The following is a 12,330-nucleotide window of genomic DNA, read 5'->3' on the forward strand; positions in this document are numbered from 1 at the left end:
GGGTGGCCGCGGCCAGCGCCTCGCGGATGCCCTCGGCACCCGCCTCGGCGCCGTAGACGGGGGTGCCCGGCTGCTGGCGCCAGGACTGCGCCAGGGGGCCGGCGTCCACGACGTCGAAGCCCAGCTGCCCGACGAGGCCGGTGACGAGGTCGCGGGCCCCGGCGTCGTCGGCCGCCACCGGCAGCGCCCGCCGCTCCAGGTCGCCCGGCTGGCGGGCGGCCGTGACGAGGTGCTCGGCCCGGATGCCGTTGAACGCCTTCACCCAGTGCAGCCGGCCCGCGGGGTCGAGCGTGCGGGCGGTCCACACCGTCTCCGGCATCCCCGCCTCGATCTCCTCGATCCGCCCGTCGCGCTGCGGGTAGTAGTTGCCGGTGTCCACGACGACGCCGCCCTCGGGCAGCACGTCGAGCACCGCCGGTCCCAGCGCGGGCACGCTCTTCAGCGGGACGGTGACGACGACGAGGTCCGCGCCCAGCGCGGCCTGGCCGGCCGGCACGGCGCTGGCGCCGGTCTCCTGCGCGAGGTCGGCCAGGGTCTGCGGGCCGCGCGAGTTCGCCACCCGCACCTGGTGGCCCGTCGCGGTGAAGGCGCGCGTCAGGTTCCCGCCGATGTTCCCGGCGCCGATGATGCCGATGATCACGCGTCCCCCTCAGGCCAGGGTGGCGGTGTCGATGACGAAGCGGTAGCGCACGTCGGAGGCCAGCACGCGCTCGTAGGCCTCGTTGACCTGCTGCGCGCCGATCACCTCGACGTCCGCGCCGATGCCGTGCTCGGCGCAGAAGTCGAGCATCTCCTGGGTCTGCGCGATGCCGCCGATCATCGAGCCCGCGAAGGAGCGGCGGCCGCCGATGAGGGAGAAGACGTTGAGCGAGAGCGGGTCCTCGGGGGCGCCGACGTTGACGAGGGTCCCGTCGACGGCCAGCAGCGACAGGTGGGCGTCCAGGTCGATGGCGGCGCTGACGGTGTTGACGACGAGGTCGAAGGAACCGGCCAGCCGCTCGAAGGTGTCCGGGTCGGAGGTGGCGGCGTAGTGCTGCGCGCCCAGGCGCAGGCCGTCCTCCTGCTTCTTCAGCGACTGCGACAGGACGGTGACCTCCGCGCCCAGGGCGGCGGCGATCTTGACGCCCACGTGGCCGAGGCCGCCGAGGCCGACGATCGCGACCTTCTTGCCGGGGCCGGCGCCCCAGTGGCGCAGCGGGGAGTACAGGGTGATCCCCGCGCACAGCAGCGGGGCGGCCACGGCCAGGTCGATCCCCTCGGGGATCCCCAGCACGAAGTCCTCGGTGACGACGACCTTCTGCGAGTAGCCGCCCTGGGTGGGCTGCCCGTCCACGCCGACGCTGTTGTAGGTGCCGACGTTGCCCTTCAGGCAGTACTGCTCCTCGCCCCTGGCGCAGTTGGTGCACTCGCCGCAGGAGTCGACCATGCAGCCGACGCCGACGCGGTCGCCGACGGAGAACCTCGTGACCTCGGAGCCGACCTCGGCGACGGTCCCGGCGATCTCGTGGCCGGGCACGACGGGGTAGGCCGCCGGGCCCCACTCGCTGCGCGCGGTGTGGATGTCGGAGTGGCAGATGCCGCAGTAGGCGATGTCGATGAGCACGTCGCGGGGGCCGACGTCGCGGCGCTCGACCCGGAAGGGCGTGAGCGGCTCGGTGGCGGACGTGGCCGCGTAGGCGTTGACGGTGGTGGGCACCCGCCGACGCTAACCCGCACCCCGGCAGCCCGCGCCCCGGGAACCCGCGCCCCGGACCCGGTGCGCGGGAGCGGGGCTGCGCTCAGGCGTCCCCGACGCGCACCGCGACGATCGCCACGTCGTCGTCGCTGCCGGCGGGCAGCATCCGCTCCAGCAGCTCGTCGCACAGCTGCTCGGTGGGGGTGCCGTCGAGCGAGGAGACGACCTCGCACAGCTCGGCGAGGCGGTCCTCCATGGGGCGGTCGCGCCGTTCCACGAGGCCGTCGGTGTAGAGCAGCAGCAGCGAGCCCACCGGCAGCTCCGCGCGCTGCTGCAGGCGCACCTGGCCCGCTCCCAGGCCGAGCACGATGCCGTCGCCGCCGAGCATGTAGACGCTGCCGTCGGGTTCGGCGACCACCGGGGGCAGGTGGCCGGCGGTGCACCAGCGGATGCCCCGCCGCCCGTCGGCGGAGCGGGCCTCCAGCTGCAGCACGACGGCCGTCGCCAGCGTCGTGATGCCCAGCCCCTCCAGCAGGGAGTCCAGGCGGTGCAGGACCTCGTCGGGCTGGGCGGCGCGGTCGTAGGCCAGCCCCCGCACGAGCGTGCGCAGCTGCCCCATCGCGGCGGCCGCCGAGACGTCGTGGCCCATGACGTCGCCGATGACGACGACGGTGGAGCCGTCGGGCTGGGTGAAGGCGTCGTACCAGTCGCCGCCGACCTGGGCGGCCTCGGCGGCCGGGCGGTAGCGGGTGGCGACCGCCAGCCCCGGCGCCTGCGTCGGCGGGGTCAGCATGCTGCGCTGCAGCGTCTCCGAGGACCTGCGCTGCTGCGCGTACAGGCGCGCGTTCTCCAGCGCGACCCCGGCGCGGGCGCCGAGGTCGGCGGCGGTCTGCAGGTCGTCGGCGGTGAAGGGGGGCCGGTCCGGGCCCGAGAGCAGGGTCAGCGAGCCGGTGATCTGCCCGCGGGCGCGCAGCGGCACCACGACCGCGCTGCCCAGGCCCATGCGGCGCAGCACCCGGGCGGTCTCGGCGCTGGTGTTGGCGTCGACGTGGGCGTCCTCGACGGTGACCAGCGTGGGGCCGAGGGCGCCGCGCAGCACCCGCATCGAGATGGAGCCCTCGCCCAGGCCGTGCGTGAGCTCCTGGAAGCGCGCCGCGTCGCCCGCGCGGCGGGGGTCGGCGTGCGAGGCGCGGATCTGGCGGGTGCGCCCGCCGGGGTCCAGGGTCGTCGCGAACGCCCACTCGGCGAAGGAGGGCACGACCAGCGAGGGCAGCAGGTCCTGCGCGGCCTCCGGGTCCAGCACCTCCGAGAGCTCGTCGGTCACCGAGGACAGGAACTCCAGGCGCCGCTTGGCGTCGCGGGCCACCGCGAGCGCCGCGTCCCGCTCGCGCTCGGCCTGCACGCGCATCGTCACGTCGGACTGCACGCCCACGAAGTGGGTCAGGCGGCCCCCGGCGTCGTGGATCGGGGAGATGACGACCTCGTTCCAGAAGGCCGTCCCGTCCTTGCGGTAGTTCAGCAGCAGCTCGGTGGTCGTCTCGCCCGCCTCGAGCGCGCGGCGGATGCGCCGGACGGCCTCGCGGTCGGTGTCCGGGCCCTGCAGGAAGCGGCAGTTCTGCCCCAGGACGTCCTGGCCGTAGCCGGTGACCTTCTCGAAGGCGGGGTTGATCCACACCAGCGGGTTGTCCGGCTGGTTCGGGTCGGAGATCGTGAACGACAGGTCGCTGGCCAGCACCGCGCGGCTGTGCAGCTGCTCGGCGGACTCCTGGGCCTCGCGCACCAGCTCCTGCTCGCGCAGCGGCAGCAGCACCACCAGGGCCAGGCCGGAGAGCTCGTCCACGCGCGCGTCGGTCAGCGGCAGGCCGACGACCCACAGGTCCTCGCGGACCTCGGAGATGTCGGAGCCGCGGGCGGCGGTGACCCGCTCGCCGTGCACGGGCTCGCCGCGCGCGATGCGCGACAGCGGCGGCGCCGGCATGCCGGAGCCCGGGTCGTCCAGGTCCGAGCCGTCCGCGGCCTGCAGCCCCGCCGAGCGCGACCACTCGTCCACGGGGCACGGCAGCCGCACGTCCGGGGCCAGCTGCTCGGCCAGCGGGTTGGCGAACAGGACCGTCCCGTCGGAGACCTGCACCAGCAGCACGGCCCCCGGCTGCCCCTGCATGACGCGGGGCAGCGGGTCCGCGACGGTGTCGCCCGCGAAGGCGGCTCTCATCCCGTCCATCGGATCGACTCTAGACCGGCCCCGGAGCGGTCGCACCCGAGACCCCGGCCGCTCCGCCGGTCGGGTGAACGCCCCCGGGCGTCCCTGCGATCGAGGGCGATCGACGGGGACCGGCGGGGGACCGGCGGGGGACCGGCGCGATCACCGCCGCCCGTCCGGGTGATGCCGTTGGTACGTTCCGTCACCGGTGACACCGGGACGGCCCGCGGGTGTCGCCCGCGTGAACGGGCGGGGTGCACACTGACGTCGTGATCGCCTCCTACGACGAGTGGCTGGACGGCCTCGACGCCGAGATGCGCGACGAAGCCTGGTACTGCCTGATCACGGGCAGCTACTCCCGGCGCCTGCTGGAGTCCCTGCGGCGCGACGGGCCCGCCGTCTCGCCGCGCGAGCGCGGGCTCGACGCCCCCGAGAAGGCGCAGGCCGGCGAACCGCTCGGGGCGAACCTGCAGACCTTCCTGCGCGAGCGCCTGTCCCGGCTCGTGCGCCAGCCCGCGGGCTCCTAGCCCTGCGACCCCCAGCCCTCCTCCAGCGCGGGCAGGTCCCCGGCCGTGGCCTCCCGCACGGCGCGCGCCACCGCGTGCGCCGGCACCGGCCGCGCCAGCAGGTAGCCCTGCGCGAGGTCGCAGCCCAGCTCCCGCAGCAGCGCCAGGTGCTCCTCGCGCTCGACGCCCTCGGCCACCACCTGCAGGCCGAAGACGTGGGCGCAGTGCACGAGCAGCCCGACGAGGGCCCGGTCGGGGGCGGTGCCCGACGCCAGGAAGCTGCGGTCCACCTTCAGCGTGTCCAGCGGCAGGGTGCGCAGCTGCTCGATGGAGGTGTACCCGGTGCCGAAGTCGTCCAGGCTCAGCCCGACCCCGCTCGCGCGCAGCCGCCGCATGGTGCCCAGGACGTCCTCGTGCTGCATGAGCACCGTCTCGGTGGCCTCCAGGACGAGGGCGTGCGCGGGCAGGCCCGCCACCGCGAGCGCCTCCGCGACGTCGTCGAGCACGCCCGGGCGGGCCAGGTGGCGCCCGGAGAGGTTGACGGCGACGTGCACGTCCTCGGCCACGGTGCCCTCGGCGCGCCAGGCGGCCAGCTGGCGGGTGGCCTCCGCGAGCACCCAGCGCCCCAGCGCGCACACGAGGTCGCTGCGCTCGGTGACGGGGACGAACAGGTCCGGGCGCACCAGGCCGTGGCCGGGGCGGTTCCAGCGCACCAGCGCCTCCAGCCCCCGCAGCCGGCGCGTGGCGACGTCGACGACCGGCTGGTAGTGCAGGACGAACTCCCCGCAGCGCAGGCCGGCGCGCACGGCGGCCTCCACCTCGGCCTGCTCCTCCAGCTCGGCGCGCAGGTCGTCGTCGAAGACCCACGAGCGGGCACCGCCGCAGCCCTTGGCGCGCGCGGCCGCGGTGACGGCCTCGTGCAGCAGGACGTCCGCGCCCACCGCGCGCTCGCCCGGGCGCACCGCGACGCCGACGCTGCACGTGACCTCCAGCAGCCGCCCGTGCGAGGGCACGTGCAGGGGCAGCCGGGTCAGGCGCTCGGCCAGGGCCGGCAGCGCGTCCCCGCCCGCGGCGTCCTCGACGACGACGGCGAACTCGTCACCGCCGAGGCGGCCGACGACGTCGCCGTCGCCCACGGCCGCGGCCAGCTCCCGCGCCACCGACGTCAGCGCCCCGTCGCCGGCCAGCTCGCCGTGCTCGTCGTTGATGCGCGCCAGGTGGTCCACGTCCACCACGAGCAGGCCCAGGGGGCGCCGGCGGCGCTCGGCCAGCTCCAGGCGCGCGCGCAGCAGCTGCAGCACGCCGGCGCGGTTGGGCAGCCCCGTCAGGGCGTCGTGCGCCGCCTGGTGCGCGGCCTCGGCCCGCGCCCGCTCGCGGGCCCGCGCCGCCTCCACGGCCTCGCGCATCGCGAACTGCATGCGGGTGATGCCCAGCGCGGTGACGGCCACGTTGGCCGCGGCGACGGCCCACAGGTGCGCCGCGTGCGGCTCCAGCACCTCCGGGAAGAGCATCACGGCGGGGATGACGCCGGTCACCACGAAGAACCCCGGCCGCCCGGGGCGGGCCGGGGCGGCGACCTCCTCGCCGTCGGCCAGCGCGCGCATCCCCGGGTGCAGGCCCGCGGCGCCCCAGCACGCGAACGCCGCCAGCCACAGCGTCGCGTTGAGGTCGCGCAGCGCGCCCGAGTTCCCGGCCAGCGCGAACACCACGTCCGCCACCGGCAGGCCCGCGGTGCCGACCACGAGCAGCCGCACCGGCACCGGGCGCGGTCCCGTCGTCGCCACCAGGCGCACCAGCAGCGCCACGAGCACCAGGTCCCCCACCGGGTAGGCGAGGTCGAGCACCCGCGCCGGCGGCGGGCCGGCGGGCTCCGCCAGCACGGGGGCCAGCAGGAACATCCACAGCGGCAGCGCCAGCGAGACCACCGCGATGGCGACCTCCAGGCGCCCGGTGGCGCTGGTGCGCCGCCCGCGGGTGAAGGAGACCAGGCCGGCCGCCAGCAGCGGGAAGGCGGCCAGGTAGCAGGCGTCGGCGAGCGAGGGGTGCGGCGCGCGGTCCGCGATCAGGTCCAGCACGTCGTAGACGAGGTCGCCCAGCGCCGAGCACAGCTCCCCGGCCGCGATGAGCAGCCACGGCGCGCGCCGGCGCGGGCGGTGCAGGCGCACGCCGGCCAGCAGCACCAGCGGGGTGGCGAAGGCGACGAGCAGGTAGAGGCCGGACTGCGCGAGCGGCGAGGGGACCAGCAGGCGGGCGACGGCGGCCGCGGCCCCGGCGGCCAGGAACAGCTGCCACCAGGCGGTGGCCCGACGCGCCCGCGGGCGCGCCGTCACCGGCTGCCCGCGCTCGCGTCGAGCACCGCGTGCGCGGCCGCGACGACGGTGGTGTCGCGCCCGGCCTGCTTGCCCCGGTACAGCGCGGCGTCGGCCGCGGCCATCACCTCGTCGGCGCCGGTGCCCGGCCGCCAGCGGGAGACGCCGGCCGTGCAGGTCTGCCCGTCGGGGACGGAGGCGCGGATGCGGTCCACGACGACCAGGGCGTCCTGCTCGTCGCAGCCGGGCAGCAGCAGCGCGAACTCCTCCCCGCCCCAGCGGGCCAGCACGTCCACCTCCCGCAGGTGCGCGGCGGCGCCCGCCGCGAAGGCGCGCAGCAGCTGGTCGCCGGCCAGGTGCCCGCGGGTGTCGTTGTACTGCTTGAAGCGGTCCAGGTCGAGCAGCGCGAACGTCAGCGGCGTGCCCTCGCGGGTGGCGCGCACGATCTCCAGGCGGGCCACGTCGTCCCAGCCGCGGCGGTTGGCCAGCCCCGTCAGCGCGTCGTGGTCGGCGGCGGCCGCGAGCTGCGCGAGCAGGTCGGCGCGGGTGAAGGCGTGCGCGGCCTCGGCCGCCAGCCCGCTGAGCAGGGCGGCCGTGGTGTCGTCCAGCGCCTCGACGCGCTCGCGCCAGACGATGCCCAGCACGCCGATGACGCGCCCGTCGGCGTCCAGGACGGGCTGCCACGCGCCCGAGACCGTGCCGCACACCTCGAGGAAGGCGGCGCTGGCCCGCGGGTGCCGCGGGACGTCGGCCACGAACACCGGCTCCCCGCGCAGGTAGGCGCCGAGCACGAGGGTCTCCTCGCCGTCCAGGTCGAGGCTGAGGACGGTGTCCGCGGGCAGGCCGATGGCCGCGGTGGACACCAGGCGGCCCTGCGCGTCGGGCTGCATGAGGTACGCGGCGTGCGCGCGGGCGATGCCCAGCGCGGCCTCGCAGACCGCCCGGCGCGGGTCGTCGGCGGTGAGCACGGCGCGCGAGGCCGTCGCCAGCCGCTCCACCTGCGCCGAGCGCGCGGCGAGGTGGGCGTTCGCCTCGGCCAGCTCCGCCTCGCGGCGGCGCACGCCGCTGAGGTCGCTCATCGCGACGACCGCGCCGAGCAGCCGGCCGTCGGAGTCCGTCATCGTGCGCCCGCTGCACAGCACGGGCACGGCGGGCAGCCCCGCGGGGGCGATGACCATCTCGACGCCGGCGACGCTGCCCTCGGCCAGCGCCCGGCGCAGCGGGATCCGCTCGTCGGGCAGCGGGGTGCGGCCGTCGGCGGCGAACAGGTCGTAGGTGCCGGCGTGCTGGCGCGGGTCCACGTCGGCGTCGGCGTCCAGGCCGTGCCAGGCGCGGGCGGTGTCGTTGAACATCACCAGCCGCCCCTCGGCGTCGGAGACGACGATCCCGGTGTCGACGCTGGCGAGCACGGCGTCGGTGAGGCGGCCGCGGCGCTCGGCCTCGCGCCGCATGAGGGCGGCCTCGTCGCGGCCGGTGGCCAGGGCGGTGCCCAGGACGGCGAGGAAGACCGCGTAGACCTGCACCACGAGGGCGCGCACGGACTCGTCCGCGATCGAGGCGAAGGGCCCCTGACCGCGCAGCGTGGCCACGACCGCCACCGCGGCGACGACGAGGTCGGTCAGCAGCACCGCCCCGGTCGGGAAGCGCAGCGCCACCCAGACGGTGACCGCCATCGGCAGGAACGACAGCGGCAGGCCGTCGGTGCCGCCGAACACCAGCAGGTACGCCGCCAGCGAGACCACCAGCGCCGCGCCGAGCTCGGCGGTGCGCCGGCCGCCGCGCACCGGCCCGGGCCCCTCGGCCGCCGCCCGCCGCGGCTCGCTCCGCCGGCGCACCGCGTGCACCAGGCGCAGGACGACGGGGGCGACGAGCAGGGTCCCCGCCGCGTGGCGCGCCCACCAGACGGCCAGCACCGCGGGCTCGAGGTCGCCGCCGAGGGCGGCGAGGACGCCGGCCCCGAGGGCCACCGAGGTGGTGGAGGCGGCGGCGGTCGCCGCGAGCAGCAGGGCGAACTGGGCGTTGGTCACCGGTCCGGGGGCGGCCGGGAACCACCGGGCGCGCAGCGCGGCGAACACCACCGCCGGGGCGAGGTTGCTGAGCACCAGGCCCGCGGCCAGGGCGGGGCCCGCACCGGTGGCGGTGTTGAGGCAGAACGTGGTGGCGGCCAGCAGGGCGGTGTCCAGCCACCGGGTGCCCGCGCCGCGCTGCACGCAGAACCAGGCCGCGGCGGCACCGGCCGCGGGCCACACCAGGCTCAGCCCGGACCCCTCGGCGGCGGTGAGGCGGCCCAGCAGCACCGCGAGCGCGAACGCGACCGCGAACGCCAGGCTGCGGGCCAGCGCGCGGGCGCTGGCCCGTCGCGCGCTGCGGGCGGTCACCTGGAGAGGATCGGCGTCGCCGCCGCCGGGGTTGAGGCCGCCGGGGTCGCCGCCGGGGTCGCCGCCGGGACCGCGGGCGTCGCCGCCGCCAGCGAGCGCAGCAGCTCCCCGGCGGGCACCGGCCGCGAGTGCAGGTAGCCCTGGGTGAGGTCGCAGCCCAGCCGCCGCAGCTCCGCCAGCGTCGCCCCGTCCTCCACGCCCTCGGCGACCACGCGCATGCCCAGGTGGTGGGCCAGGCCGACGGTGCCGGCCACGACGGCCGCCGTGCGGGGGCTGGTGAGCAGCCGGGCGGTGAAGGAGCGGTCCACCTTCACCTCGGTGGCGGGGAAGTCCGACAGGTAGCCCAGCGAGGAGTAGCCGGTGCCGAAGTCGTCGATGGACAGCTCGCAGCCGCGCTCGCGGATCGCCTGGCAGACCGCCAGCGCCCGGTCGGGGTCGCCCACCAGGGTCGTCTCGGTGACCTCCACGACCAGCCGGGAGGGGTCGGTGCCGGCCGCGACGACGGCGTCGACGAGCTCGAGCAGCGCGCCGCCGGCCAGCTGGCTGGAGGAGACGTTGAACGACAGGCGCAGGTCGTGCCCGGCGGCGCGCCAGCGGGCGAGGTCGGCGGCGGCCCGCACGAGCACGCGCTCGGTCAGCGCCGGCATGAGGCGCTGCTGCTCCACGAGGTCGAGGAAGCGCCCCGGCGGCACGAGCCCGCGCGAGGGGTGCTGCCAGCGCACGAGGGCCTCCACGCCGACGACGCGGCCGTCGGCGGCCGCCACCTGCGGCTGGTAGTGCACGACGAACTGCTCGTGGCCCCCGCCGGCCGCGTCCGCGAACGCCGCGTGCAGGTCGTCGGTGAGCGCGGCCCGCTCGCGCAGCTCGCGGTCCAGGGCGTCGTCGTGCAGGGCGACCCCGCCGCCGCGGCCCTTGGCGACGTACATGGCGGCGTCGGCGCGGCGCAGCAGCTCCGCGCCGCCCAGCGGTGCGGCCGCCGCGTCCGCGCCGACGGGCGCGGCGGCGATCCCGGCGCTGCACCCGGTGGTGCGCACCCCGTCCAGCTGGCTCTCGCCGGCGACCTCCACGAGGCGCCGGGCGACGGCGTCGGCGCTGCGGGAGCTGCCGCCGGGCAGCAGGACGGCGAACTCGTCGCCGCCCAGGCGCGCCAGCAGCGTGCCGGGCGGCAGCGCCGCGCGGAAGCGCTGGGAGACGTGGCGCAGCAGCCGGTCGCCGGTGGCGTGGCCGAAGCGGTCGTTGACCTCCTTGAAGCCGTCGAGGTCGGCGAGCACGAGGGCGACGGGCACGCCGCCGCCGGCGGTGGCCGCCTCCAGCGCGGCGCTGAACGCGCGGCGGTTCGGCAGCCCCGTGAGGTCGTCGGTGAGGGCCTCGTGGCGGATCCGGTCGTGCTGGCTGACGGCGCGCACGAGGTGCGCCACGCGCCCGCTCAGGCCCAGCACGGCGAGCACCGCCCACGCCGAGGACCACCGCGGCCCGCCCTGCGGGTCCAGGCCGCCGACGGTGATGACGGCCACGGCCACCAGCAGCGCGGCGAAGGCGCTGACCGTCGCGCCCAGCGGGGAGACGGCGATGAGCCCGGGGGAGCGGTCGGGCAGGTGCGCGGCGTGCGCCAGCGCCGCGGCCAGCGCGATCCAGCCGAGGGCCAGCAGCAGCCGCACGCACGGGTCGCTCTCGCGGGTGGCGGCCACCAGCTGGACGCAGACCACGCCGGCGGCGGCCGTCAGCAGCAGGCGGGTGGAGGCGGTCCGCAGCAGCCCCGCGCGCCGGGCGGCGCCGCGCAGCAGCCCCCACACGACGCCGACGCCGCCGGCCATCAGCAGCCGGAACTGCAGCTCCAGCGCGCCCAGCGGGCTGTGCAGCACGCCGCGCTCCACGAGCAGGTCGCCCACGGCGGCCAGCGCCAGCACGCAGCTCACCGCCAGCAGCCAGGCGCTGCGGTCGGAGGTGACCGAGTGCACGCGCGCGTAGTGCACGAGCCCGCGCAGCATGCAGCCCACGGCCCCCAGCGCGGGCGCGCCGGCGGCCACGACCTCCCACCGCACCGGTGCACCGGCGAGGTGCACCAGCGCCGCGGCCGTGGCGCCGGTGGTGAGCAGCCCGACGGCCGCGGCGTGCGAGAGCCAGACGGTGCGCTCGCCGTCGTGGCGCCGGGCCCGGCGCACCAGCGGCCACCAGCACGCGCCGAGGGCGAGCACGAACAGGAGGCTGGCGAGCACGCTCACGCGACCGGCGCCTTCCGCGGGGCAGGCGAGGCCGCGCGCGCGGGGCCCAGCAGCGCGCGCACGTCCGCGGCCGGTGCGCCGGGCGCGTGCAGCGGGCCCTGGCTGACGTCGCAGCCGAGGGCGGCCAGCGCCCGCAGCGTGCCCGCGTCCGCGACGCCGTCGGCGACGACCTCCAGGCCCAGGTGGTGGGCCAGGTCCACGGTGCCGGCGACGATCGCGGCGGTGCGCGGGTCGGCCAGCAGCCGCGCGGTGAAGGAGCGGTCCACCTTCACCGCGGTGGCGGGCAGGGCGGCCAGGTCGGCCAGCGAGGAGCCACCGGTGCCGAAGCCGTCGATGACGAGGCCGACGCCGCGGGCGGTGATCTGGTGGCAGGTCAGCAGCGCCCGCTCGGGGTCCTCCGACAGGCACGCCTCGGCGACGGCGACGGCCAGCCGGGAGGGGTCGGTGCCGGCGTCGACGACGTCGTCGAGCAGCGCCAGCAGCGCGGGGTCGCCGAGCTGGTCGGCGGACACGGCGAAGGACAGCCGCAGCTCGTGCCCGTCGGCCCGCCAGGCGGCGAGGTCGGCGGTGGCGCCCAGCAGCAGGTGGGCGGTGAGGGGGCCCAGCAGACCGCGCCGGGCGGCCAGCGGCAGGAACTCGGCGGGGGGCAGCGTCCCCAGCACGGGGTGCTCCCAGCGCAGCTGCGCCTCGACGCCGGTGACGGCGCCGGTGCGCACGTCGACCTGCACCTGGTGGTGGACGCGGAACTCCTCGCGCACCGCGCCGGCGGGGCCGGTGAAGGCGGCCTGCAGGCGCTCGGACAGGTCCCCGCGCCGGCGCAGGCGCTGGTCGGCGACGGCGTCGTGGCGGGCGACGCCGCCGCCGCGGGCCTTGGCCACGTACATGGCGGCGTCGGCGCGGCGCAGCAGCTCCCCGCCGTCGGGCCCGCACCCGCCCGGCGCGGCGCCGCCGGTGCTGGCCACGCCGACGCTGCAGTCCACGGCGTGCACGCCGTCGAGGGGGTGCTCGACGGCGACGGCCACGAGCCGGGCGGCCGACGC

8 protein-coding genes are annotated in these 12,330 nt (G+C 77.5%); 1 reads left to right on the forward strand and 7 read right to left on the reverse strand.

Annotation, left to right across the window (positions count from 1 at the left end; translation table 11 throughout):
• The 3 genes from GTQ99_RS12270 to GTQ99_RS12280 all read right to left on the reverse strand — a co-directional run.
• Window positions 1-640 (reverse strand): NAD(P)-binding domain-containing protein (locus GTQ99_RS12270; RefSeq protein ID WP_166616019.1); only part of this gene is annotated, 640 nt, incomplete at its 3' end.
• A gap of 9 nt (window positions 641-649) precedes the next feature.
• Window positions 650-1,696 carry an alcohol dehydrogenase catalytic domain-containing protein gene (locus GTQ99_RS26895; protein ID WP_166616020.1) on the reverse strand — a complete coding sequence of 349 codons (1,047 nt, stop codon included), beginning with the start codon at window positions 1,694-1,696 and terminating at the stop codon, window positions 650-652.
• An 82-nt stretch (window positions 1,697-1,778) separates the two neighbouring features.
• Window positions 1,779-3,896, reverse strand: coding sequence for a SpoIIE family protein phosphatase (locus tag GTQ99_RS12280; protein WP_166616021.1), 2,118 nt, complete (start codon window positions 3,894-3,896; stop codon window positions 1,779-1,781).
• A gap of 248 nt (window positions 3,897-4,144) precedes the next feature.
• Here GTQ99_RS12280 and GTQ99_RS12285 point away from each other — a divergent pair, with 248 nt between their 5' ends.
• Window positions 4,145-4,402 (forward strand): hypothetical protein, encoded by a 258-nt coding sequence (locus GTQ99_RS12285; protein ID WP_166616022.1) that lies wholly within the window; start codon window positions 4,145-4,147, stop codon window positions 4,400-4,402.
• Here the strand turns inward: GTQ99_RS12285 and GTQ99_RS26900 are convergent.
• The 4 genes from GTQ99_RS26900 to GTQ99_RS12305 form a co-directional block, all read right to left on the reverse strand.
• Window positions 4,399-6,711 carry an EAL domain-containing protein gene (locus GTQ99_RS26900; protein ID WP_166616023.1) on the reverse strand — a complete coding sequence of 771 codons (2,313 nt, stop codon included), beginning with the start codon at window positions 6,709-6,711 and terminating at the stop codon, window positions 4,399-4,401. The genes GTQ99_RS12285 and GTQ99_RS26900 overlap by 4 nt on opposite strands.
• Window positions 6,708-9,068, reverse strand: a complete 2,361-nt coding sequence (locus tag GTQ99_RS12295; RefSeq protein ID WP_166616024.1) for a diguanylate cyclase domain-containing protein — start codon at window positions 9,066-9,068, stop codon at window positions 6,708-6,710. Before GTQ99_RS12295 ends, GTQ99_RS26900 begins: the two co-directional genes overlap by 4 nt.
• The gene (locus GTQ99_RS12300) at window positions 9,065-11,290 is read right to left on the reverse strand and encodes an EAL domain-containing protein (RefSeq protein ID WP_166616025.1); all 2,226 of its coding nucleotides are present in this window, start codon (window positions 11,288-11,290) and stop codon (window positions 9,065-9,067) included. Before GTQ99_RS12300 ends, GTQ99_RS12295 begins: the two co-directional genes overlap by 4 nt.
• A partial coding sequence (locus GTQ99_RS12305; RefSeq protein WP_166616026.1) for a GGDEF domain-containing phosphodiesterase occupies window positions 11,287-12,330 on the reverse strand: 1,044 nt, incomplete at its 5' end. The genes GTQ99_RS12305 and GTQ99_RS12300, both read right to left, overlap by 4 nt.

The sequence above is a fragment of the Kineococcus vitellinus genome, from assembly GCF_009906315.1.
Lineage (GTDB): Bacteria > Actinomycetota > Actinomycetes > Actinomycetales > Kineococcaceae > Kineococcus > Kineococcus vitellinus.